The 22961-nt window shown below is 69.0% G+C and carries 21 protein-coding genes; 15 read left to right on the top strand and 6 right to left on the bottom strand.

The features are described 5' to 3' along the window. The first annotated feature begins 15 nt into the window (after window positions 1-15). From VE326_05105 to VE326_05140, 8 genes are all read left to right on the top strand, one after another. Window positions 16-1407 (top strand): hypothetical protein, encoded by a 1392-nt coding sequence (locus tag VE326_05105; GenBank protein ID HYJ32577.1) that lies wholly within the window; start codon window positions 16-18, stop codon window positions 1405-1407. Beyond that, window positions 1404-1571: a hypothetical protein gene (locus tag VE326_05110; GenBank protein HYJ32578.1), complete on the top strand. Its 168-nt coding sequence runs from the start codon at window positions 1404-1406 to the stop codon at window positions 1569-1571. Before VE326_05105 ends, VE326_05110 begins: the two co-directional genes overlap by 4 nt. 216 nt (window positions 1572-1787) lie before the next feature. Then, complete coding sequence (locus tag VE326_05115) at window positions 1788-3059, top strand: efflux RND transporter periplasmic adaptor subunit (protein HYJ32579.1); 1272 nt, start codon at window positions 1788-1790, stop codon at window positions 3057-3059. Window positions 3060-3063: 4 nt separating this feature from the next. Next, a complete protein-coding gene (locus VE326_05120) occupies window positions 3064-3840 on the top strand; it encodes an ABC transporter ATP-binding protein (GenBank protein ID HYJ32580.1) in 777 nt (258 codons plus the stop codon). Further along, entirely contained in the window at window positions 3837-5078 is a 1242-nt protein-coding gene (locus tag VE326_05125; protein ID HYJ32581.1) for an ABC transporter permease, read from the top strand. The genes VE326_05120 and VE326_05125 overlap by 4 nt, the downstream gene beginning before the upstream one ends. After that, a complete protein-coding gene (locus VE326_05130) occupies window positions 5071-6348 on the top strand; it encodes an ABC transporter permease (GenBank protein ID HYJ32582.1) in 1278 nt (425 codons plus the stop codon). Before VE326_05125 ends, VE326_05130 begins: the two co-directional genes overlap by 8 nt. A gap of 51 nt (window positions 6349-6399) precedes the next feature. Beyond that, a complete protein-coding gene (locus VE326_05135; protein HYJ32583.1) occupies window positions 6400-8448 on the top strand; it encodes a M13 family metallopeptidase in 2049 nt (682 codons plus the stop codon). Window positions 8449-8493: 45 nt separating this feature from the next. Continuing rightward, the gene (locus tag VE326_05140) at window positions 8494-9018 is read left to right on the top strand and encodes a GNAT family protein (protein HYJ32584.1); all 525 of its coding nucleotides are present in this window, start codon (window positions 8494-8496) and stop codon (window positions 9016-9018) included. Window positions 9019-9036: 18 nt separating this feature from the next. Here VE326_05140 and VE326_05145 read toward each other — a convergent pair whose 3' ends face one another. The 3 genes from VE326_05145 to VE326_05155 all read right to left on the bottom strand — a co-directional run bounded on the left by VE326_05145 (window position 9037) and on the right by VE326_05155 (window position 11133). Further along, window positions 9037-9762, bottom strand: a complete 726-nt coding sequence (locus VE326_05145) for a type II CAAX endopeptidase family protein (protein HYJ32585.1) — start codon at window positions 9760-9762, stop codon at window positions 9037-9039. Continuing rightward, window positions 9759-10340: a PadR family transcriptional regulator gene (locus VE326_05150; GenBank protein ID HYJ32586.1), complete on the bottom strand. Its 582-nt coding sequence runs from the start codon at window positions 10338-10340 to the stop codon at window positions 9759-9761. Before VE326_05150 ends, VE326_05145 begins: the two co-directional genes overlap by 4 nt. Before the next feature lie 94 nt (window positions 10341-10434). Beyond that, window positions 10435-11133 carry a cupin domain-containing protein gene (locus tag VE326_05155; protein HYJ32587.1) on the bottom strand — a complete coding sequence of 233 codons (699 nt, stop codon included), beginning with the start codon at window positions 11131-11133 and terminating at the stop codon, window positions 10435-10437. 346 nt (window positions 11134-11479) lie between these two features. On the opposite strand from VE326_05155, the gene VE326_05160 reads away from it, so the two are divergent. From VE326_05160 to VE326_05185, 6 genes are all read left to right on the top strand, one after another. Further along, window positions 11480-13357 carry a proton-conducting transporter membrane subunit gene (locus VE326_05160; GenBank protein ID HYJ32588.1) on the top strand — a complete coding sequence of 626 codons (1878 nt, stop codon included), beginning with the start codon at window positions 11480-11482 and terminating at the stop codon, window positions 13355-13357. Next, entirely contained in the window at window positions 13354-14265 is a 912-nt protein-coding gene (locus tag VE326_05165; protein ID HYJ32589.1) for an NADH-quinone oxidoreductase subunit H, read from the top strand. The genes VE326_05160 and VE326_05165 overlap by 4 nt, the downstream gene beginning before the upstream one ends. Window positions 14266-14269: 4 nt before the next feature. Continuing rightward, entirely contained in the window at window positions 14270-14914 is a 645-nt protein-coding gene (locus VE326_05170; protein ID HYJ32590.1) for a hydrogenase, read from the top strand. 2 nt (window positions 14915-14916) lie between these two features. Then, the gene (locus VE326_05175) at window positions 14917-16401 is read left to right on the top strand and encodes a proton-conducting transporter membrane subunit (GenBank protein HYJ32591.1); all 1485 of its coding nucleotides are present in this window, start codon (window positions 14917-14919) and stop codon (window positions 16399-16401) included. Further along, the gene (locus VE326_05180) at window positions 16398-17912 is read left to right on the top strand and encodes an NADH-quinone oxidoreductase subunit C (protein HYJ32592.1); all 1515 of its coding nucleotides are present in this window, start codon (window positions 16398-16400) and stop codon (window positions 17910-17912) included. Before VE326_05175 ends, VE326_05180 begins: the two co-directional genes overlap by 4 nt. Window positions 17913-17973: 61 nt before the next feature. Continuing rightward, window positions 17974-18705 (top strand): 4Fe-4S dicluster domain-containing protein, encoded by a 732-nt coding sequence (locus VE326_05185; protein HYJ32593.1) that lies wholly within the window; start codon window positions 17974-17976, stop codon window positions 18703-18705. 64 nt (window positions 18706-18769) lie between these two features. On the opposite strand, the gene VE326_05190 is transcribed toward VE326_05185, so the two are convergent. Beyond that, window positions 18770-18970: a cold-shock protein gene (locus tag VE326_05190; GenBank protein ID HYJ32594.1), complete on the bottom strand. Its 201-nt coding sequence runs from the start codon at window positions 18968-18970 to the stop codon at window positions 18770-18772. A 321-nt stretch (window positions 18971-19291) separates the two neighbouring features. On the opposite strand from VE326_05190, the gene VE326_05195 reads away from it, so the two are divergent. Further along, complete coding sequence (locus VE326_05195; protein ID HYJ32595.1) at window positions 19292-19807, top strand: c-type cytochrome; 516 nt, start codon at window positions 19292-19294, stop codon at window positions 19805-19807. 87 nt (window positions 19808-19894) lie between these two features. Here VE326_05195 and VE326_05200 read toward each other — a convergent pair whose 3' ends face one another. Together VE326_05200 and VE326_05205 are read right to left on the bottom strand one after the other, a co-directional pair. Further along, entirely contained in the window at window positions 19895-21202 is a 1308-nt protein-coding gene (locus tag VE326_05200) for a citrate synthase (protein ID HYJ32596.1), read from the bottom strand. A 227-nt stretch (window positions 21203-21429) separates the two neighbouring features. Next, window positions 21430-22737, bottom strand: a complete 1308-nt coding sequence (locus tag VE326_05205; GenBank protein ID HYJ32597.1) for a citrate synthase — start codon at window positions 22735-22737, stop codon at window positions 21430-21432. Window positions 22738-22961 lie beyond the last annotated feature (224 nt).

Below are 22961 nucleotides of genomic sequence, written 5' to 3' on the forward strand. Positions count from 1 at the left end.
AAGGGGGACCTCCTCATGCTCCGTCGATGGCTGCCGATCCTCGTGACGGGCGCGCTCCTGGCCGGGTGCGCGGGCTCGTCCAAGCTGTCCCAGAAAAGTGAAGAGAAGCTCGCGAGCGGCGACGCCTGGAAGGCCTGGCAACTCGCCACCCGCGCCCTCGACAAGGAGCCGGGAAATCCGCGGGCGCAATCGGCCGCGGCCGCGGCCGGGACGGCCATCGTCCAGGACTGGCAGCGGAAGATCCGCGACCTGGCCCAGCTGGACAGCCTGAACGCCGCCGAGGAGGTGCTGAAGCTCGCCGAGTTCCGGCTGAACGCCGCGCACTACGCCACCGTGCCGGTCGGGCCCGGCTGGCCCGCCGAGGAGAACGCGCTCCGGCGCGCCGCGGCCCGCGTCCACTACCAGGCCGGGCAGGAAGCGGCCGCGTCCAAGCGTCCGAAGAAGGCGTGCCTGGAGTACACCGAGGCCTCCCGCTTCGTGAACGACTACCGCGACGTGGGCCGGCGGATCGACCGCACCCTGGCGGACGCCACGACGCGCGTGGCCCTCGCGCCCTTCCGGACCACCTCCGAGGATCCGGCCTTCGGCGCGCAGGTGGCCCAGGCGTGGCAGGACGAGCTGGCCGAGGAGATGGCGCCTCCCGCCGCGCAGTTCACGAAGGTGCTGGGCGGCGACGCCATGCGACGCTCGATGACCGTCGCCGAGCTGGAGGACCTCTCGCGCAACGACGCCCTTCGCATGGGGCGGCGCATGGGGGCCCAGCGCGTGGTTTGGGGAACGGTCGGGCCGGTGAAATCGTCGACCCAGTTCCACCTGTTCCGGGACACGGTCTACCGCCGCGTCGTGGATCACGACAAGGACGGCCACGAGATCGCGCGCTGGGTGGACGTGCCGATCGAGGTCGTCTCGCGGACGCGCGACGTGACGGCGGGCGTCGATTACGAGGTGATCGAGACCACGAGCGGGACGTCGCTCCTCCATCGGCACCTGGATCGGAGCACCTCGGCGCGGGTGGTGTGGACCTCGTACCAGCCGGAAGGGGATCCCGCCTCCTACTCGCTGGTCTCCGAAGAGGTGCGGAATTCCAATCCCGACCGCGCGCGCGACGTGGAGAAGCGGTGGGCTTCCGTGTGCGGCAGCGCGGTGACGCTGGCCCAGGTGCTCGAGGAGCGGAAGCGCACCGGCTCGTCCGGCCAGTCCGCGCGCGAGGCGATCGGCCGGTTCGCGGCCGGAGCCGCGTTCGTCATGCTCCAAGACCTGCCACCGGCCGAGGACCTGGCTCTGGCGGCCCTGCAGCACGGCTCGGCGCCCCTGCGGGAAGACCTCCTGAAGCTGGACCCGGTGGACGACGTGGATCTGGGGACGTCGGACGAACCGGACGACGAGCCGGTCACCCGCCAGCGGTGAACCGCAAGGCGCTCATCACCATCGGCATGATCGCGGGGTCGGCGCTCGGAGGCTGGGTTCCCAGCCTCTGGGGCGCCGATCCCTTCTCGTTGTGGCCCATCGCGCTCTCGATGCTCGGCGGCTTCGCCGGCATCTGGGCCGGCTACCAACTCTCGCGAGCGTAAGATCTCCCCTGCGGGGAGGGCTCTGAAGCACCCCGTTCCAATCGTTCCCAACCAGTTGTAGACTTCCCCCGATCCAATTCCCCAGGCTGCCGGATACCGGAAAATCCGCAGACACCGCCACCGCGCCGAAACCTTCGGCGCCGGAGCGCCGTACTTCTTTCGCGTTCCAGAGGTCCTGAAGCCGTTGACTCAGAAGAGATTGGAGGTCGTTGGGCCATGAAGAACAAGCGCGTCTGGATCGCCGTGGGCGCCGTGCTCCTGCTGGTCGTCGCCAGCGTCGTGGCGATGAAGAGCCGCGGGAGCAAGCCGCCGGAGGTCCAAACGGCCAAGGTCGAGCGCCGGAAGATCGTCCAGAAGGTCAGCGCCACCGGCAAGATCCAGCCCAAGACCAAGGTCGACATCAGTGCCGACGTCAGCGCCAAGATCATCAAGCTACCCATCGTCGAAGGCCAGTGGGTCAACAAGGGGACGTTCCTCGTCGGGCTCGATCGCGAGCGCTACCAGGCCGCCGTCGAGAACGCCGAAGCCGGCGTGAGCTCCGCCGAGGCGAACGCGGCCCAGGTGAAGGAAAGCCTGGTGCGGGCCGAGAGCGAGTACAAGCGCTCCAAGCAGCTCCTCGACGGCAAGCTGGAGTCGCCCTCGGCCTTCGAGGCGAAGCAGGCCGAGTACCAGTCCGACGTGGCGCGCTACAAGGCAGCCCTCGACCAGGTCGCGCAGGCGCGGGCCGCGCTCAAGCAGGCTCGGGTCGACCTCTCCAAGACCACCATCTTCGCCCCCATGGCCGGAACGGTCAGCGCGCTCAACAAGGAGCAGGGGGAGATCGCGCTCGGCTCACAGTTCCAGAAGGACGTCATCGCCACGGTCGCCGACCTCTCGGCGATGGAAGCGCAGGTCAAGGTGGACGAGAACGACGTCATGTCGATCGCCGTCGGCCAGCCCGCGGACATCGAGGTGGACGCGCTGCCCGGCCAGACGCTCCACGGGGTGGTGTCCGAGATCGGAAGCAGCGCGATCTCGGCGGCCCAGGGGACGACGGAGGCCAAGACGGAGTTCGAGATCAAGATCGCGATCACCGACCCGCCCAAGACGCTTCGCCCGGGGATGACCGCGAGCGCCGAGATCATCACGAAGACCAACGCCAGCGCACTCAGCGTGCCGCTGCAGGCCGTGGCCGCCCGAAGCGTGGACCAGCTCGCGGTGAAGGGGCAGAAGCGGAAGGACGCCGAGACCCGCTACAAGCCCGATCACGACGGCTTCGTCGAGGTGGTCTTCTGCATCGAGAACGGCAAGGCGATCGCCAAGCAGGTCAAGACCGGCATCCAGGGCGACGACCTGATCGAGATCGTGGACGGGCTCAAGGAGGGGGACCAGATCGTGACGGGCAGCTATCGCGCGATCTCCAAGGACCTCGACAACGGCGCCGTCGTGACCATCAACAACAACAAGAAGCCGGAGCGGAGCCAGGACCAGCGCGGCTCGCAGGGATAACGGCATGACCCCCGCCGACGGGATCACCCTTTCGCTCCAGGACATCGTCAAGACCTACGACATGGGCGCCGAGAAGGTGCGCGCCCTGGACGGGGTGTCGCTGGACGTCGCCCGGAACGAGTACGTGGCGATCATGGGGCCCTCGGGGTCCGGGAAGTCGACCTTGATGAACCTGATCGGCTGCCTGGACACGCCGACCTCGGGGCGCTACTACCTGGAGGGGCAGATGGTCGCCTCGATGGCCGAGAACGATCTCGCCGAGATCCGGAATCGACGGATCGGGTTCGTCTTCCAGACCTTCAACCTGATTCCGCGCGCGAACATCTTCCACAACGTGGAGCTTCCGCTGGTCTACGCCGGCGTGCCGCGCGCCGAGCGGCGCGCCCGCGCCGAGGAGGCGCTGACCAAGGTCGGATTGGGCGAGCGCATGAAGCACCGCCCGAACGAGCTCTCCGGCGGGCAGCGCCAGCGCGTGGCGATCGCGCGGGCGCTGGTCGTGGGCCCCTCGATCCTCCTCGCGGACGAGCCGACCGGAAATCTCGACAGCAAGACCGGAGACGACATCATGGCCATGTTCGACGAGCTGCACGCGGCGGGCCAGACCATCATCGTGGTCACGCACGAGGAGTACATCGCCGAGCGCGCCCATCGGACCGTGCGCCTCCGCGACGGCAAGATCGAGAGCGACGTGGCGAGCGGGTCCTCCGGCAAGGGCCGCGGCCCGGCGCCGCCCCCGCGCGCGTCGAACGTCGAAGCGCGCGCCGAGGTCCTGGCGGGATGAGATCGAACCTCGGCCTCGGCGAGTCGTTCCACATCGCGATCCGGGCCATCCGGGCCAACAAGGCGCGCGGCGTCCTCACCACCCTCGGCATCGTGATCGGAATCGTCGCGGTCGTGCTCACGATGACCGCGGCGAACGGGCTGCAGAACAAGTTCCGGGAGAGCTTCTCCTCGGTCGGCGCCGACGTGCTCTACGTCTCGCGCATGCCGTGGGTCATCATGAACGACTTCTTCCTCTATCGGAACCGCCCCAATCTCGAGCTCCGCGAGGCGCAGGCGCTGGAGACCAGTCTGCGCGGGCGCGCCATCGTGAACCCGTCGCTGTCGAACGAGTTCGATGTCAAGTACCGGGACGAGACCATGGAGGGGGTGCGGATCGTCGGCACCACCGAGAAGCAGATGCGCATGGGTGGCGCCCAGCCCCAATCGGGCCGTTTCCTGATGCCCTTCGACATCCAGTACAAGAAGAACGTCTGCGTCATCGGGACGGACGTGGCAGGGGGGATCCTCAAGGGCATGAATCCGCTCGACAAGGAGATCCAGATCGGTCGGAGCCGGTTCCGGGTGATCGGCTTGATGGAGAAGCAGGGTGGCAGCTTCATCGGTGGCGGGCCTAATTTCGACCGGCAGATCTACGTTCCGATCACCACGTATGTGCGCGCATTCGGCGGCGACCACGGCCACCAGGACGTGATGATCGCGGTGAAGGCGCCGGCCCAGGAGCAGCTGGGTGACCTCGAGTATCAGTTGATCGGCGAGATGCGCTCGATCCGGAAGCTCCGGCCCACCCAGCCCGACAACTTCTCGATCAACAAGATGGACACGCTGGTGGGCGGCTTCAACCGGACGATCGGGGTCGTGCTCTTGGTCGGACTCATCGTCACGAGCATCTCGCTGTTCGTCGGCGCCGTCGGCGTCATGAACATCATGTTCGTATCGGTCACCGAGCGGACGCGCGAGATCGGCGTGCGCAAGGCGATCGGCGCCACGCGCAAGAGCATCCTCCTCCAGTTCCTCTTCGAGTCCTCGGCCATCTGCCTCATGGGAGGCGCGATCGGGATCCTGCTCGCGGCGCTCCTCACCGCGGTGCTCAACGCCACCCTGATGCCGGCCTCGCTCTCCGTCCCGATCCTCGTCATCGCGGTCGCCGTGTCGGTCGCGGTCGGCGTGCTCGCGGGCGTGCTGCCGGCCTACCGGGGAGCGCGGCTCGATCCGATCGAGTCGCTCCGCTATGAATAGCCGCCGGCGGGGCCCCTCCTTGCTGCACGCGCTCGATACGCTGTTCATGTCGATGGGGGCCATCGTCAGCAACAAGCTCCGCTCGACGCTGACCCTGGTCGGCATCGTCGCGGGCGTCGCGTCGATCATCGCGGTGATGACCGCGATCTCGGTGGTGCAGGGGACCATGGAGCGCGAGATGAGCGTGCTGGGGGCCCAGGTCTTCCAGGTTCAGAAGTGGCCCGCCGGCGGCTTCCACGGCGCCGCCGAGCGCCGCAAGGCGATGAAGCGCCCGCCGCTCACGCTGGAGAACGCCGCCGCCATCCGGGACCACGTCTCGAGCGTCGACCTGGTCGGCTCGGAGCTCTGGGACTTCGGCTTCGCGGCCTCGTACCATGGGGTCACGACCAACCCCAACCTCTCCATCTGCGGCGGCACGCCCGAGTACCCGCCCAACAACACGCACTACGTGGGCCTGGGGCGGAACCTGTCGCCCATCGACATCAAGGCGGCGCGCAAGGTCGCGGTGATCGGCTTCGCCATCGCGAAGAAGCTCTATCCCTTCACCGATCCGATCGGCAAGGAGATCCGCGTCGACGGCCGGAAGTACGAGGTGATCGGCGTCTTCGACGAGAAGAAGTCGGCTTTCGGCGGAAACTTCGACAACTACGTCCTGATTCCGGTCACGACCTTCGTGAACACGTACGGCCTGATCGGGCGCGACGGCTTCGCCCGGTCGGTGAACATCACCGTCCGGGCCAAGACGCCCGAGCTGACCCAGGACGCGATCGAGGAGACGCGCCAGGTGCTGCGGCGCGACCGGGGGTTGAGGCCGGGGCAGGAGGACAACTTCGAGTTCTTCAGCAGCTCCAGCCTCATCACCCAGTTCAACAAGATGAGCATGGGGGTGAAGCTCGCGGCGTTCGTGATCGGCATCATCGCGCTGGTCGTGGCCGGCATCGGCATCATGAACATCATGCTCGTGGCGGTGACCGAACGGACCCGCGAGATCGGGATCCGGAAGGCGCTGGGCGCCAAGCCCGCGAGCATCCTCACGCAATTCCTCCTGGAAGCGGTGATCCTCTGCAATATCGGGGGCGTGGTCGGCGTGCTCGCCGGATTCGGGATGGGGAACCTCGTCGCGGTCTTCGCCCACTTCGACGTGCGCGTTCCGATGGAATGGGCGTTCATCGGAATTCTATTCTGCTCCGCCGTGGGGATCGGCTTCGGCATGCTCCCCGCGATCCGCGCCTCGCGGCTCAACCCGATCGACGCCCTTCGGTACGAGTAGTCTGCCTCGGTTCTTGATGGGCCGCGGGAACCCTGCTACGGTTTTCGTCCCATGCGCGGACTGAGGCTCCTTCCCCTGCTCCTGGCGGCAGCGTTTCCGCTGGCCCGGCCCCTGCCGCTGCTCGCCGCCCCCGACGTGCCGCCCTGGGGGCTGAACCTCGAGTACCTGGACCGCTCCGGCAACCCGGGCGACGACTTCTACGTCTACGCCAATGGCGGCTGGCTCAAGGCGGCCGCGATTCCACCGGACCGCCCGTCGTCCGGCGCGGGGCTCGAGATGAGTCTCCGGAACGAAGACCGCATGAAGGCGATCATTGCGGACCTCCACGCGCGGCCGACCCTCACCGACGAGGAGAGGAAGCTCCGCGACCTCTACGACGCGTTCGTGGACCGGAAGGGGATCGATGCGGCCGGGATGAACCCCTCAGCCGGCGACCTCGCTCGCATTGCGCATGCGGATACGCCCGAGGCGATCGTCGCGCTGATGAGCGATCCCTCGCTCCGGCTGGGCGGGCCCTTCTCCATGCGGATCGACGCGGACGACAAGAACCCGAACGCCTACGTCGTGTTCGTCGGCCAGTCGGGGCTGGGGATGCCCGACCGCGACTACTATCTCCGGGACGACAAGGAGATCGTCGCGACGCGCGAGGCGTACAGGAAATACCTCGCCCGGATGCTTGCCCTCGCCGGCTTGGACGCCGCCCCGGCCCGGGTCGACGCGATCTTCGCGGCCGAGCACGACATCGCGGCCGCGTCCTGGCCCGCCGCCGACCGGCGCGACGCCGACCGGACCTACAATCCGATGGCCATCCCCGAGCTCGCGAAGCTCGCGCCCGGCTTTCCCTGGAGCGCCTGGTTCCAGGCGGCGGGGATCCCGGCGCGCGCACCGGCGGGAGATCGGCGCCTCGTCGTCGCCGAGAAGTCGGCGTTCCCGCCCATCGCCCAGGTGTTCGCCGCAACGCCGGTCGCGGTCTGGCGGGACTACCTGACCGTTCGCTACCTCCACGCGTTCGCGGCGTACCTCCCGCAGGCCGTGGACGACGCGGACTTCGACTTCTACGGCACCGCCCTCGGGGGCCGGACGAAGCAGCTCGACCGGGAGACGCGCGGCGCCCGCCTCCTCGACACGCGGATGGGGGAGGCGCTGGGCAAGCTCTACGTCGCGAAGTACTTTCCGCCCGAGGCCAAGGCCAAGATCCAGGCCCTCGTGAAGAACCTCCTCGCCGCCTACACGGAGGATCTCAAGACGCTCCCCTGGCTCACCGAGCCCACGCGCGAAAAGGCGATGGAGAAGGTTCGGAAGTTCACGGTCAAGGTCGGGTATCCGGACCAGTGGCGGGACTACTCGTCCCTCGCGGTCGACCGCGGAGACCTGGTCGGCAGCGTGAAAAACGCGATCCGGTTCGCGTGGAACCGCGACGTCAAGCGGATCGACGGTCCCGTGGACAAGACGGAGTGGGGCATGACGCCACCGACGGTGAACGCCTACAACAATTCGACCGCCAACGAGATCGTCTTCCCGGCGGGAATCCTCCAGGCGCCCCAGTTCGATCCCCAGGCCGACGACGCGGTGAACTACGGCGCGATCGGCGCGGTGATCGGCCACGAGATCAGCCATGGGTTCGACGATCAGGGCTCCAAGTACGATGCGTCGGGGGTGCTGCGCAGCTGGTGGACCGAGGAGGATCGCAAGCGGTTCGACGCCCAGACGAGCGCGCTCGCCGCCCAGTACGATCAGTACGAGGGTCTTCCGGGGCTGCACGTGAACGGGAAGCTCACACTGGGGGAGAACATCGCCGACCTCGCGGGACTCGTGATCGCGCATAAGGCCTACCGGATCTCTCTGGGCGGCCAGGAGGCTCCGGTGCGGGACGGACTGACCGGCGACCAGCGCTTCTACCTGGGCTACGCCCAAAGCTGGCGCTCGAAAGTGAAGGAGGGCACGAACCGGCAGCGGCTCCTCTCCAATCCCCACAGCCCGCCCGAGTTCCGCGTGAACGGCGTGGTCCGGAACGACGACGGCTGGTACGCCGCGTTCCCCGCCGTCACGGCCTCCTCGAAGTACTACCTTCCTCCCGAGAAGCGGGTCCACCTCTGGTGAGCGCCGCGCGGGTCTCCATTCCCTGAAGCGCCGGGACCGCTGATCGTGGAGCCGCGGGTCCTCCTGGCGCCGCCGCGGCTCGCGGACGAGGCGGCGCTGCTCCAGATGAACCGCGCGAGCGTCGCGTTCCACAAGGGGCGCGCTTTCACGCCGACCACGCACGAGCACTACGCGCGCTACCTCGCCGCCTGCCGCCAGCCGAACTTTCTCGGGCTCCTCATCAAGCGGCGCGCCGACGGCGCCGTGGTGGGCGCGGTCGAGCTGAGCCAGATCGTGCTGGGCGTCTTTCGCAGCGCGTACCTCGGCTACTACCTCGGCGCGGCGTACGCGGGGCAGGGACTCATGACCGAAGCGATCGCGCTGACCTTGAACCATGCGTTCACGACGATGGGGCTGCACCGCGTGGAGGCCAACATCCAGCCGGACAACGCGGCCTCGCTCGCGCTGGTCGCGAAGCTGGGGTTCGTGCGGGAGGGCTACTCGCGCCGCTACCTCAAGATTCGCGGCCGCTGGCGCGATCACGAGCGCTGGGCGATCCTGTGCGAGGACTGGCGGAAGCGCCGGCGGTAGGAAGGCTCGGCGTGGGCGCTAGAAGCTCTTCTGGATGATTCCTCCGAAGATGTCGGTCCATGCGTGCAGGATCATCCCGGGCTTGAGGCTCCGCCGCCAGAGAGCCAGCGCGCCGAAGAGCGCGCCGTACACCGTGATGAAGAGCATATTGCGCACGCCCTGGTAACCGTGCGAGATGCCGAAGATCACGGCCTGGAGGGCCACGGCGGCGATGCCGCTGCCGGTCAGGGCGTGGAACTGGCGCTGCAGGTAGCCGCGATAGACCACCTCTTCGCAGAAGCCCGCGGACAACGAGAGCAGAATCCAGACCGCGATCTCGGCGACCCCGCGGGGGAGCATGTTCTCGACGGCCTTCGCGGTCTGGGCCCTGGTGAAGTGGTCCACGACGCCGGAGCCCGCGGTCCAGATTGCGAACACCGCCAGAGCGATTGCGACGTCCCGCAGCACGTCCTTCCAGCCGGTCCATCGGCGCCCCAGGATCTCGCGGAACGGCGTTCCGCCCTTGCGAAGACCCACCATGACGTAACGGACGAGCGCCCACTCGGCGACGAGGAGCGCCAGGTAGAGCGGCAAGGTTGAGCCGCGGGATGCGGGTGGGGGAGTCTGGGCCGCCACGTGCTGCCCGTACACGCCGTACGCCGCGATCGCGAACAGGATCGCGATCAGGATCACGGTGTGGCGGACCGGCGCCAGCAGGCGCCGTTCTGCGGGGGTCGCTACGCTCGGCGCCAGCGGTTCCGTCATGGGGAAGGCTCCCGGTGTTTGCGCGCGACCCGAAGATCCCGGAGCGCGCTCGAGGTCTCTCGCGCCCAGCGGAGGGCGGCACGGGAGTGAAGCTCGCCATAAGCCACCACGGCGAGCCAGTAGGGAAGGCTGGGATGATCGCGCCGCTCGTCGAGGAGCTGTCGGCGGATGCGGCGGAATTCGCGCCCATGCGCCGCTTCCTTCGTCGCGAGCTGCTCGAGCCATGCGATCTCGCCGCCCCCCTCGCCCGGGGCGCCGAAGAAGAGCTTGAGCAGGAGCTCGTTTCGAACGGGGGCGGGGCGCGGCGGCTCCGCCCGCCATGCCGCGAGCGCGCGGCGTCCCTTCGCGGTGATCTCGTAGACGCGGCGCTCCCGCCCCCCCGGCGGGGTCCCCGGCTTCACCCGGATCAGGCCCTCCCGGGAGAGCTCCCGCAGCGCCGGGTAGATCTGGCCGTAACTCTCGCTCCAGAAGTAGCCGATGCTCGCCGCGACTTCCTTCCGGATGTCGTAGCCCGACATCGGCTCGAATCCGAGAAGGCCGAGAATGGCGAAAGGGGTCGACCGCGATCGCGTTGACATATCTAAAAGATATATCGCGGCGCCGGACGTGTCCACCCCCAAACGAAAGGGCCCCGGACAGCGGGGCCCCTCGTGCCAGCGGATGCCGCGCGCGCTAGTCGGGCATTCCGTGGCGAATCAGGATGAACTCGCAGCCCCCCTCGGTGGCGGCGGGCCGGTGGACGGCGCCCTCCACCGAGCGGTGATAGTCGCCGTAGCCCAGCTTTCGTCCCTCGCAGAGGCAGTCGCCCCGCAGGATGAAGATCTCCTCGGCGCCGACGTAGCGATGGCCGGGGTAGGCGGCGCCCGGATCCAGCTGCACGAGCGTGATCTCGATGTGATGCGCCGGGTCGCGCATCAGCCGCTTGTACCGCATGCCGGGGCCGGTGTCGGTCCAGCGGCGCTCCACGACGCGGATGGTGTCCGCGGCGCACATCGAGCCGACGTCCGGCGCCTCGCCGGTGCCCGCGGAGGGGGCGCATTCGCGCAGGGTGAACAGAATGCATCCCGCCTCGGTGCGGCCGTCCACCGCGGCGCCCACCGTCCGGTGGAAGTCGCCCTCCTTGAGGCGCTCTCCGTCGGCCTCGAATTCGCCCGAGACGACGTACACCTCCGGTCCGAGCAGCTCGGGCGCGCCCGCCGTCACCGCCCCGGCGGGAAACCGCACGAGGCGCGCCTCGATCCGGTCGGTGGGATCCACGTAGAGCCGGCGCACCTCGCCCGGCCCGCATGCGGCCGGCTCCCAGCGGAGCCGGCTCGACGTCAGGAAATAGAAGCCCTTCTCCTCGGTTCGATCGCCCATCGTGTTCGGCATGGCTCACCCCTCCTCGGCTCGACCACCTCGAGATTCAGGTTCTGCCCGCGGCCCGGCTCGCGCAAGCGGTACCAAAGTAGGATGGCGGCGGGCGACGGCGCCGGCCACGCGCCTTGTCGCGCGCGCCGGCATGAGGTAGGGTCCGAACGGCCGCTTGTCCTTTTTTCCGAAGCGCGTCGATTCGAACGCCGTCCCACACCCGGGAAGGGGCCGTCCGATCTTCTGGTTTCTGGCTTCCGCAGGAACGCTCGTCCTATCGGGGCTCGTTTCATGGATCGTTCCCCGCGGCTGCACCGGCGCGCGGACCGGCGCGGGGGGAGCGGTCGTCGGATGCGCGCTGGGACTGGTGCCGGCGGTCCGCGTGCTGCTGGGCCACCCCGCGGAATCGCTCCGTCTCCCCTGGAGCGTTCCCCTCGCCTCCTTCAGCCTCGAGATCGACGCGCTCTCGGCATTCTTCCTCGTGGCGATCTTCGGCCTGTCCGCGCTCGCCGCCGCCTATGGAGGCGGCGCCTGGCGTGCCGGGCCGGGGCGCCGCGGCGCCGCCGCATGGCTCGCCTTCAACCTGCTCGTCGCCAGCATGGCGCTTGTCGTGGCCGCCCGAAACGGAATCCTCTTCCTCTTCGCCTGGGAGATGATGACGCTCGCATCGTGGTTCCTCGTCACGCTGCACCACGACCGGGACGAGGCGCGGCGCGCGGGCCGCATCTACCTGATCGCCGCGCACATCGGCACGGCGTTTCTCCTCGTCTTCTTTCTGGGGCTCGCCGGAGTGGCGCCCACGCTGGATTTCGGCCTGAGCGGTGCCCCGGCCGCTTCGACCCCCGCGGCGGGCGCCTTCCTCGGCCCCTCTGCGCTCTTCCTGCTCGCCGTCGTGGGCTTCGGCACGAAAGCGGGCTTCATGCCGCTCCACATGTGGCTCCCCGAAGCGCATCCCGCCGCGCCGGCGCACGTTTCCGCCGTGATGTCGGGCGTGATGATCAAGATGGGGATCTACGGGCTCCTCCGGATGCTGCCCTACCTGGGACCGCCCCCCGCCTGGTGGGGGTGGCTCCTGATCGCGATCGGCCTCGTCTCGGGAATCCTCGGGGTGCTCTACGCGCTCGCCCAGCACGAGCTGAAGCGGCTCCTCGCCTACCACAGCATCGAGAACATCGGCATCATCGCCGGCGGCATGGGGCTCGGGCTTCTCGGCACCGCGTACGGGACGCCCTTCCTGGCCGCTCTCGGCTTCTCGGGCGCGCTGCTCCACGTCTGGAATCACGCCATGTTCAAGGGGCTCCTCTTCCTGGGAGCGGGATCGGTGATCCACGCGACCGGGACGGGCGAGATCGAGCACCTGGGGGGACTCCTTCGCCGCATGCCCTGGACCGGGGCGGCGTTTCTGACCGGCGCGCTCGCGATCTCCGGGCTTCCGCCGCTCAACGGCTTCGTGAGCGAGTTCCTGATTTACCTGGGATCGTTCCAGGCCGCCGCCGCCGCGCCGGGGTCGATGGCGCTGGCGGGGATGGCGCTGATCGCTGGGCTCGCGCTGATCGGGGGGCTGGCCGCGGCGTGCTTCGTGAAAGCGTTCGGCATCGCGTTCCTCGGCGAGCCACGGAGCGCCCGGGCGTCCGAGGCGCGCGAGTCGGGCGTTCTTCTGCGCGCGCCGATGGCGATCCTCGCGGCCCTGTGCCTCGCGATCGGGCTTATGGCGCCGTGGCTGCTCCCGCTCCTCCAGCCGGCGCTCCCGTACGGCGCGGCGTTTCCCGCACCCGCGCTCGCCGCCGGATTCGGCACGGCCACGACGATTCTGACGCGCGTCACGGCGGTCGCCGGGCTCTTTCTCCTGCTCGTCCTGGCGGCGGTCGTGCTGCGACGGGCGCTGCTGGCCCGCCGCGGCGTCCGGCGGAGCGGAACGTGGGACTGCGGCTACGCCCTGCCGACGCCGCGCATGCAGTACACCGCATCCTCCTTCGCGCAGCCGATCCTCGAAGTCTTCGCGCCGCTCCTGGGCACGCGCGTCTCCTCGCTCAAGCCGATGGGCCTCTTTCCGGACAAGGCGTCGCACGCCACGGAAACGCCGGACTCGTTCCGCGAGCGGGTCGTCGCTCCGATCGCGGCCGAGGTCGCGCGCCGCGTCGCCCCCTTCCGGAGGATCCAGGAGGGGAGGGTGCAGGTGTACGTGCTCTACATCGCCCTCACCCTGGTCGCCGTTCTCGTCTATCAGTTCCTGGTGAACCCATGAATCCGGAGGGCCTCGGCGGACCCGTTCTCGCCATCCTCTTCGCCCCTCTCTTCCTGGGCCTGATCCAGCGCGCCAAAGCCTTCTTCGCGGGGCGAACCGGCCCCCCGCTCCTCCAGCTCTACTACGACTTGGGCAAGCTGCTCCGGAAGAGCGCGGTGTTCAGCCGCACGACGACCTGGGTCTTCGGACTCGGCCCGGTCGCGGGCGTCGCCGCGGTGCTCGCGGCGCTCACGCTCCTGCCGCAGGGCGGCCTTCCGGCGCTGTTCGCGTTCCCGGGCGATTTCGTCCTGCTCCTCTATCTCCTCGGCACGGCGCGGTTCCTCACGATGGCCGCGGCGCTCGACACCGGATCCAGCTTCGAGGGGATGGGGGCAAGCCGCGAGGCGGCGTTCTCCGCCCTCGCCGAGCCGGTCCTCCTGCTCTGCCTGGCGGCGGCCGCGCGGGTCTCGGGGCGCACCTCGTTGAGCGGAATCGTGGGCGGCCTCACGGAAGCCGACTGGCAGCGCGGCGCTCCGGTTCTCGTCCTCGTCGGGGCGGCGGTTCTCGCCGTCCTGCTCGCGGAGAACGCGCGCATCCCCGTGGACGATCCGAGCACGCATCTGGAGCTGACCATGATCCACGAGGCGATGGTGCTGGACCACGGCGGGCCGGACCTGGCGATGATCCTCTGGGGCGCGGCCCTCAAGCTCTGGGTGATGGGGGCGCTCCTCGTGGGGCTCCTCCTTCCCGTGCGCACGGGGATCCTCGCGCTCGACGGGGGCGCCTTCCTCCTGGCGATGGCGGTCCTCGCGATCGTGATCGGAATCGTCGAATCGACGATCGCGCGCCTTCGCATGAACCGCGTGCCTCAGTTCCTGGTCGGGGCCGGGGCGTTCGCCGTGGTCGCGATCGCGCTCATCCTGAGATAGGACCATGCGCCTCCTCCTGGACACGATCATGGTGCTCCTCGTCTTCACGAACCTCCGCCTGCTCGGGCTGAGCCGGCTGAACGCGAGCATCCGGACGGTGGCGGTGCAGGGCGTGCTGCTGGGCGTGACCGCCATCCTGGCGAACGCGGGGCACCTGACGGCGCCGTTCGTCGCGATCGGCGCCGCCGGCATCGTGCTCAAGGGGATCGTCTTCCCCTGGCTCCTGTTCCGCGCGCTTCGCGGGGCGAAGATCCGGCGCGAGGTGGAGCCCTTCGTCGGCTACGTCCCGTCGGTGCTCGCCGGCGTCGGCGCCTTCCTGACCGCCCTTTGGGTCGCGCGCCGCCTGCCGCTCCCGGCCGCGGCGGCTTCCGACCTCCTCGTCCCCACGTCGCTCTCGATCCTGTTCGTGGGGCTCTTCCTCGTGGTGAGCCGGAAGAAGGCGGTGAGCCAGGCGCTCGGCTACCTGGTCTTCGAGAATGGGATCTACGCCTTCGGCGTGGGGATCGCCTACCAGGCGCCCGTGCTCGTCGAGATGGGCATCCTGCTCGACGTCTTCGTTGCGGTGTTCGTCATGGGGATCACGGTGTTCCACATCAGCCGCGAGTTCGACAGCATCGACACCACCCGGCTCGCGGCGCTCAAGGAGTAGCGGTGCTCTCCGCGCTCGTTCTGATCCCGGCCGCGGCCGGCCTCCTGGCCTTCTTCCTCCGGCCGGCTTCGTGGCGTCGCGCGCTCCTCCTCCTCACGGCGGTCGCGCACGCGGGGCTCACCGCTTCGCTCTGGGTTCGGGCCCCCGGCTCCGGATGGGGCGGCGCGCTCGCGCTGGACGCGATCGGCCAGCTCTTCCTCACGATCACGAGCGGGCTCTTCCTGGCCGCGGCGGTCTATGCCGTGGGGTATCTCGGCCGCGAGTTCCCGGGAGCGCGGGAGGACTTCGTCGAGGGGTTCCGTTTCACGAACGCCCCGGAGGCGGTGTTCACCGGATGCCTCCTCTTCTTCCTCGCCACGATGACCCTCGTGGTCGTGAGCGACCATCTCGGGCTCCTGTGGGTCGCCATCGAGGCGACCACGCTCGCCAGCGCGCCGCTCATCTACTTCCACCGCCATCACCGCTCGCTCGAGGCGACCTGGAAGTACCTTCTCATCTGCTCGGTGGGGATTGGCCTCGCGCTGCTCGGGAACTTCTTTCTCGTGGTGGCCGCGACCGCGCCGGGCGGCGCCAGCCTGCCGCTGAGCGCGCGGCTCCTGACCGCGCAGGCGGCCTCGCTGCAGACGCCCTGGCTCAAGGCCGCGTTCCTCTTCCTCCTGATCGGCTACGGCACGAAGATGGGCCTGGCGCCGCTCCACACCTGGCTCCCCGACGCGCACAGCGAGGCTCCCTCCGTGGTCTCGGCGCTCCTCTCCGGCGCGCTCCTGAACTGCGCGTTCGTCGGAATCCTGCGCGTGCTGCAGATCTGCGGGGCGGCCGGGCTCGGCACGTACGCCGGGGGGATGCTCATCGTCTTCGGCCTCCTCTCCATCGCGCTCGCGGCGGCGTTCCTCGTGGCGCAGGCCGACTACAAGCGGCTCCTCGCCTACTCCAGCGTGGAGCACATGGGCATCCTCGCGCTCGGCGTGGGCCTGGGCGGCGCGGCCACGTTCGGCGCGATGCTGCACGCGGTGAACCACGCGGTCGTGAAGGCGATGCTCTTCCTCCTCGCGGGAAACATCCTCGCGGCCTATCGGACCAAGACCGCCCGCGACGTGCGCGGGCTCTTCCGCCGCGTTCCGGTGACGGGCGCGCTCTGGATGGCGGGACTCTTCGCGATCGCGGGTTCGCCGCCGTTCGGAACCTTCTCGAGCGAGCTCCTGATCCTGCGCGGCGCCCTGGAGCAGGGGCGCTTCGCGATCGCCGCGCTCTACCTGGCGCTTCTGACGGTGGCGTTCGTCGGCATGGCGGCGACGATGACGCGCATGGCCCAGGGGGAGGGACCGCCGTTGGTGGTGCCCGGGGCCTCCGCGGGCGAGAGCCGCCTCGCCGTCCTGCCGCCGCTCGCGCTCATCGCGGCGTCGCTGCTCCTGGGCCTCTACCTTCCTTCGGGACTCTCGGGCGCGCTGCGCTCGGCGGCGGCGCTGGTCGGAGCCGGCGTTCGATGAGCGCCCGCGCGTTCCTTCCCCTCGGAAACGGGGGATCGGCGCCGCTCGCCGACGTGCCCTGTCTTCAGCCGGCGTCGTTCCGCGAGGCCATCCTCACGACGCCCGGGGCGCGGCTGGTCTCGCTGTTCGGGTTCCCGGATGGGGACGCGATCCGGATCGTGGCGATTCTCGAGCGCCCCGGGGACCGGAACCTGCTCGTGACCTCGACGCGCGCCGCCGAGGCGTTTCCGTCCCTCACGGTGGAGATGCCGCAGGCCCATCTCTTCGAACGGGAGATCGCGGAGACCTGGGGGCTGACGCCGGAAGGGCACCCGTGGCTCAAGCCGGTGCGGTTCGTGCCGCCCCGGCGCGAGCCGGTCGGCGCGGTCACGGCCGTCCCGGACGCGCCGCGACCGGGGATCATGGGGTACTTCGCCGTGGAGGGGGAGGAGGTGCACGAGGTGGCGGTCGGACCCGTGCACGCCGGCGTGATCGAACCCGGCCACTTCCGCTTCCAGTGCCACGGCGAGCGCGTGATCCATCTGGAGATCTCCCTGGGTTACCAGCACCGGGGCATCGAGCGCGCGCTGGAGGGAGGCCCCGACGCCCGCACCGTCCATCGCGTCGACGCGGTCGCCGGCGACATGTCCGCGGGGCATGCGGCCGCCTACGCGCAGATCGTGGAAGCGCTGACCGACACGGCCGTCCCCGAGCGGGGCGCGGCCCTTCGCGCCGTCGCGCTCGAGCTGGAGCGGATGGCCAATCACGCCGGAGACCTCGGCGCGCTCTCGGGCGACATCGGCTACCTGCCCGCCGCCGCCTTCTGCGGAAGGATCCGCGGCGATCTCCTGAATCTCACGCTGGCCGCGTGCGGCAACCGGATGGGCCTGGGATGGGTCCGGCCCGGCGGTGTCGCCGCCGACCTTTCGGACGAGGCGGCGGGCGGCATGGCCGCGGGCGTGGATCGCGCGGTGGCCGAGCTGGGCCGTTCCTTCCTGCTGATGCTCAAGAACTCCACGGCCCGATCGCGCCTGGAGGAGACCGGCGCGCTGCCGCGCGAAACCTGCGCGGCGCTCGGCATGGTGGGCCCGGCCGCGCGCGCGTCGGGCGTCGCCGGAGACGTTCGTAAGGACCATCCGCTCGGGGCGTATGCGACCCGCTCCATGCCCGTTGCCGTCCGTGACACAGGGGACGTGTTCGCGCGAGCGGCCGTGCGCTCGCTGGAGTGCGCGCACTCCGCCGAGTACCTGGCGAAGCTCCTGCGCTCGCTGCCCGCCGGCCCGGCGCGCGCGCAGGTCCCCGCCGGCGGGGGCGCGAATCGGATCGCCGTGTCGCTGGTCGAGGGTTGGCGCGGGGAGATCTGCCACGTCGCCGTCACCGACGACGGGGGACGCTTCCGCCGCTACGCGATCGTGGACCCCTCGTTCCACAACTGGGCCGGGCTCGCCATGGCGATGCGCGACCAGCCGGTCTCCGACTTTCCGCTCTGCAACAAGAGCTTCAATCTCTCCTACTCGGGTTACGACCGGTGAGGGCGGGCGCGTGCTGAAGGCCTTCGTGGAGCGGATGCGGCAGGGACGGCGGACGATCGCGATGCCCGCCGCGGGCCCGGTGCTGCCCGCATCGTTTCGGGGAAGGCCGGTTCTGGATCCGGCGCGATGCGAGGAGGGATGCCGCGCCTGCGCGGAACGCTGTCCCACATCGGCCATTCGCGTCGAGCCGCCCGCGGAAAACGGGGGAGCGCCGAGGCTGGCGCTGGATCTGGGGCGCTGCCTCTTCTGCAACGAGTGCGTCGAGGCCTGCCCGAGCGGGGCGGTGCGCTTCGGGAAGGACTACCGGATGGCCGCGCGCGCGCGGGAGGACCTGGTCGCGGACGAGGGAGCGTACCGGCTCGCGGGGGCGCTCGACGCCGAGGCGCGGAGGCTCTTCGGCCGCTCGCTCCGGCTGCGGCAGGTGAGCGCGGGCGGATCGGCGGGGTGCGAGCAGGAAGCGAACGCGCTCGGCAACGTGGTCTTCGACATGGGACGTTTCGGGATCCAGTTCGTGGCCTCGCCCCGGCATGCCGACGGGCTCCTGATCACGGGCCCCGTGACGCGGAACATGAAACTCGCGCTGGAGAAGACGTACGAGGCGGTGCCCGGGCCGAAGATCGTGGTGGCGGTGGGCGCCGCGGCCATCTCCGGCGGCCCCTTCGCGGGCGATCCGGAGGTCATCGACGGGGCCGGATCGGTCGTGCCCGTGGACCTCTTCGTTCCGGGACACCCGCCCCATCCCCTCACCATCCTCGACGGGCTGCTCCGGCTGTTGGGGCGAATCCGGGAGTAGAACGCGAACGGGGCGGAGCCTTTCGGCCCCGCCCCGGGCTGTTCCGTGGTTCGGTTCGGCTAGGCTATGCCTTCCGGACGTTGGCCGCCTGCAGACCCTTCGGTCCGCGGACGATGTCGAACTCCAGCCGCTCGCCCTCGGCCAGCGTCTTGAAGCCCTCGCCCATGATCGCCGAGTAGTGAACGAAGACGTCCTCGCCACCCTCCTGCTGAATGAACCCAAAGCCCTTCGCTTCGTTGAACCACTTCACGGTACCAGCAGCCACACTGTGCTCCTTGCTCTTCGGGGACGATTGCCCCAACTCGCCGCCCTCTCGGAACGGCCGACCCGGCCACTTTGGACGGGTCCCCGGACGAGTCGTCCGGATACAAAATAAGCCGCAGGAAGGGTTCATCCTGCGGCGTTCTATCGCGTCATGGCGCTGCACTGCGACCGTCAGGCGACTTCGACTGCGGGAAGTATCGGCAGGCCCCGGCGGGAAGTAAAGGCTTTTGTTGCACCCCCTCGCGACGAACGGGCCGGGCGCTGCTATCCTTGTGGGTACGTGGGCGCCCACGCCCAGAGTGCTTCACAAGGAGGACGAACCATGAAGCGCATCATCGCCATGATGGCCATCACGCTCTGCGCGGTCGTGCTGACCGGCCGCGCCTCTGCCGACGAGTCCGACAAGGCCCCGCAGGGCAAGGAGATCTTCACCAAGTACAAGTGCCAGGGGTGCCACTCGGTGGATGCCGCTCAGATCAAGCGGACCAAGCCGGTCTCCGCGACCATGAAGCACAAGCCTCCCGATCTCTCCACGATCGGAGACACGCGGGGCCACGAGTGGATTGAGAAGTGGCTGGACAAGATGGAGAAGGTGGACGGCCGCTCCCATCCTACGCTGAAGTTCAAGGGGACGAAGGACGAGAAGGAGGCCGTTGCCGCCTGGCTCGAAACGATGAAGACCCCGGGCGCGACGGGCGCGACCGGCGCGGCCCAGGAAGCCAAGGACGCGGCCAAGGAAGCGAAGCAGGACGCCAAGGCGGCCGACGAGGCGGCGGAGAAGGCCAAGGCCGCGGCCGAGGAAGCCAAGGAGAAGGCGGACACCACGCACGCCCACTGATCGCGACTCTGCGCCACAACCAGTACGGGGCCCCGGCCGCTCGCGCGACCGGGGCCTCCGTCCATCGGGCCGGATGGATGCCGCGCGTCAGGCGCGGTCGGGAAGAGGCACGTACATCCGCTTCGGCGACCCCACGTAGATCTGCCGCGGACGGGAGATGCGGAAATCGGGATCCCGCCGCATCTCGAGCCACTGCGCGATCCAGCCGGGGAGCCGTCCCAGCGTGAACATGACCGTGAACATGTTCACCGGGATGCCGAGCGCCTTGTAGATCACCCCCGAGTAGAAGTCGACGTTCGGGTAGAGCTTCCGGCTCACGAAGTACTCGTCCTGGAGCGCCACCGCCTCGAGCCTCATCGCGATCTCGAGAAGCTTGCTCGAGACGCCCACGCGCTGGAGCACCTCGCCACAGGACTTCTTCAAGATCGCCGCGCGCGGGTCGTAGCTCTTGTACACGCGGTGCCCGAAGCCCATGAGCCTCGTGGTGTCGTTCTTGTCTTTCGCCTTTGCGAGGAACCGGTCGGCCGAGCCCTCCTCGGCCTCGATCCGCTCCAGCATCTCGATGACCTGCTGATTCGCTCCGCCGTGGAGGGGACCCCAAAGAGCGCTGATGCCCGCCGAGATGGAAGCGTAGAGATTCGCCTTGGAGCTGCCCACCACGCGGACGGTGCTGGTGGAGCAGTTCTGCTCGTGGTCGGCATGCAGGATCAGGAGCAGGTCGACGGCCTTGGCCAGCACCGGATCCACCTCGTACTCCTCGCTCGGCACCGAGAACATCATGCGCAGCAGATTCGAAGCGTAGTCGAGGCGATTGAGCGGATAGACGAACGGCTGTCCGATCGAGTGCTTGTAGCTGTACGCCGCGATCGTCGGCATCTTGCCGATCAGCCGGATGATCGTGTCGTGGATCTGCGCTTCGCTCTCCGGCTGCTGGTAGAACGTGGCGAGCGCGCCCACGGCGGCCGCGCAGACCGGCATGGGATGCGCGTCCTTCGGCAAGGCGCCGAAGAAGCGCTCGAAATCCTGGTGCAGCATCGTATGGCGCGTGATCTCGTTCGTGAATTCCTTGAGCTCGACATTCGTGGGCAGCTCGCCGTGGATCAGGAGCCAGGCGACCTCGAGGAACGAGCTCTTGGCGGCCAGCTCCTCGATCGGATAGCCGCGATAGCGGAGGATCCCCTTCTCGCCGTCGATGAAGGTGATCGCGCTCCTGCACGAGCCGGTGTTGGCGAAGCCGGGATCGAGCGTGATCAGGCCGGTGGCGGCCCGGAGCTCTTCGATGTCGATCGCGGTCTCCCCTTCGGTGCCCGTGATCACGGGGAGCGTGGCCAGGGTCCCCTCCAGCGAGAGCGTGGCCGTTCTGGACTTCTTCGCATCCTGGACGAGGGTTGCCATTGGCTTCTCCTGCCTGACGGGCCCGTCATGGGCCTCTGTCATGCTGTCAGTCCCACAGCGGCCGCCGACGGCGCGCGCCGGGAGGCACACGCCTGTCGTGTCGGCGGTTATCGGTTTCATGAGGATGATGGCGGTGGGGAGGTACGCATGAAGGGTGCCGGTCGCCTGGCGGCACGAGAACGGGCCCCGCCGGGGGGCGGGGCCCGCTACGTTCCTGTGGGGCCGCGCTAGCCGCGATCGGCCAGCGGCACGTACATCCGCTTCGGCGAGCCCACGTAGATCTGCCGCGGCCGGGAGATGCGGAAATCCTTGTCGCGGCGCATCTCCAGCCACTGCGCGATCCATCCGGGGAGCCGGCCCAGCGTGAACATGACGGTGAACATGTTCACCGGGATGCCGAGCGCCTGGTAGATGACGCCGGAGTAGAAGTCGACGTTGGGGTAGAGCTTCCGGCTGACGAAGTAGTCGTCGTGCAGCGCCACCTCCTCCAGCCGCATCGCGATCTCCAGGAGCTGGCTGGAGCGGCCGACCCGCTTCAACACGTCGGCGCAGGCCTGCTTCAGGATCGCCGCGCGGGGATCGTAGCTCTTGTAGACGCGGTGGCCGAAGCCCATCAGCCGCGTCGTGTCGTTCTTGTCCTTCGCCTTCGCGATGAACTTGTCGGCCGACCCCTCCTGCTGCGCGATCTGCTCCAGCATCTCGATGACCTGCTGGTTGGCGCCGCCGTGCAGCGGACCCCAGAGCGCGCTGATCCCCGCCGCGATGCTCGCGTAGAGGTTGGCCATCGAGCTTCCGACCATGCGCACCGTGCTGGTCGAGCAGTTCTGCTCGTGGTCGGCGTGCAGGATCAGCAGCAGATCGAGCACCCGCGCGAGCACGGGATCCACCTCGTACTCCTCGCTGGGCACTCCGAACATCATCCGCATGAAGTTGGCGACGTAGTCGAGTCGGTTCAGCGGGTACAGGAAGGGCTGCCCGATCGAGTGCTTGTAGCTGTAGGCCGCGATCGTCGGCATCTTGCCGATCAGGCGGATGATCGTGTCGTGGATCTGCGCATCGCTCTCGGGCTTCTGGTAGAAGGTCGCGAGGGCGCCCACCGCCGCGGCACAGACCGGCATGGGGTGCGCGTCCTTCGGGAGCGCGTCGAAGAACCGGTCGAAATCCTTGTGGAGCATCGTGTGGCGTGTGATCTCGGCGGTGAAGCCGTCCAGCTCTTCGCGCGTGGGGAGCTCGCCGTGGATCAGGAGCCAGGCCACCTCGAGGAAAGTGCTCTTCGCGGCCAGCTCCTCGATCGGGTACCCGCGATAGCGCAGGATCCCTTTCTCCCCGTCGATGAACGTGATCGCGCTCCGGCAGGAACCGGTGTTGCCGTAGCCCGGGTCGAGCGTGATGAGGCCTGTCGTCGCCCGGAGCTTCTCGATGTCGATCGCGGTCTCCTGCTCGGTGCCGCGGATCACCGGAAAGGTGGCGGAGGTGCCGTTGAGGGAAAGGGTCGCGGTTTCGGGGCTCTTCGCGTCTTTGAGCTGGGTGGTCATGGGGCTCCCTCCTGGCCGGCAGTCCGCTCGGTCAGGTTTGTCGGTCGTCAACGTCGCGGGAGGCCCGGAGAGGCCGTGGCCGCGGCAAATTCATACATCTGCATCATGGGGGAATGTCGGCACCCCCACAAGGCACGAACCGTCCCCAGGGCACGTCCTATGGTCGAGGGGGCATTGCGACCATGGGACCATGCCGCGCCTGGCTTGTGGCGGGTTCGCGGAGT

The organism is Candidatus Binatia bacterium, from assembly GCA_035631035.1.
In the GTDB taxonomy this organism is placed as follows: Bacteria; Eisenbacteria; RBG-16-71-46; order SZUA-252; family SZUA-252; genus DASQJL01.

Bases quoted from the DNA above. Each gene is read 5' to 3' on its own strand.
- VE326_05105 (HYJ32577.1), top strand. From the start codon at position 16: ATGCTCCGTCGATGGCTGCCGATCCTCGTGACGGGCGCGCTCCTGGCC.
- VE326_05115 (HYJ32579.1), top strand. From the start codon at position 1,788: ATGAAGAACAAGCGCGTCTGGATCGCCGTGGGCGCCGTGCTCCTGCTG.
- VE326_05120 (HYJ32580.1), top strand. From the start codon at position 3,064: ATGACCCCCGCCGACGGGATCACCCTTTCGCTCCAGGACATCGTCAAG.
- VE326_05125 (HYJ32581.1), top strand. From the start codon at position 3,837: ATGAGATCGAACCTCGGCCTCGGCGAGTCGTTCCACATCGCGATCCGG.
- VE326_05130 (HYJ32582.1), top strand. From the start codon at position 5,071: ATGAATAGCCGCCGGCGGGGCCCCTCCTTGCTGCACGCGCTCGATACG.
- VE326_05135 (HYJ32583.1), top strand. From the start codon at position 6,400: ATGCGCGGACTGAGGCTCCTTCCCCTGCTCCTGGCGGCAGCGTTTCCG.
- VE326_05145 (HYJ32585.1), bottom strand. From the start codon at position 9,762: ATGACGGAACCGCTGGCGCCGAGCGTAGCGACCCCCGCAGAACGGCGC.
- VE326_05150 (HYJ32586.1), bottom strand. From the start codon at position 10,340: ATGTCAACGCGATCGCGGTCGACCCCTTTCGCCATTCTCGGCCTTCTC.
- VE326_05155 (HYJ32587.1), bottom strand. From the start codon at position 11,133: ATGCCGAACACGATGGGCGATCGAACCGAGGAGAAGGGCTTCTATTTC.
- VE326_05165 (HYJ32589.1), top strand. From the start codon at position 13,354: ATGAATCCGGAGGGCCTCGGCGGACCCGTTCTCGCCATCCTCTTCGCC.
- VE326_05170 (HYJ32590.1), top strand. From the start codon at position 14,270: ATGCGCCTCCTCCTGGACACGATCATGGTGCTCCTCGTCTTCACGAAC.
- VE326_05180 (HYJ32592.1), top strand. From the start codon at position 16,398: ATGAGCGCCCGCGCGTTCCTTCCCCTCGGAAACGGGGGATCGGCGCCG.
- VE326_05185 (HYJ32593.1), top strand. From the start codon at position 17,974: ATGCCCGCCGCGGGCCCGGTGCTGCCCGCATCGTTTCGGGGAAGGCCG.
- VE326_05195 (HYJ32595.1), top strand. From the start codon at position 19,292: ATGAAGCGCATCATCGCCATGATGGCCATCACGCTCTGCGCGGTCGTG.
- VE326_05200 (HYJ32596.1), bottom strand. From the start codon at position 21,202: ATGGCAACCCTCGTCCAGGATGCGAAGAAGTCCAGAACGGCCACGCTC.
- VE326_05205 (HYJ32597.1), bottom strand. From the start codon at position 22,737: ATGACCACCCAGCTCAAAGACGCGAAGAGCCCCGAAACCGCGACCCTT.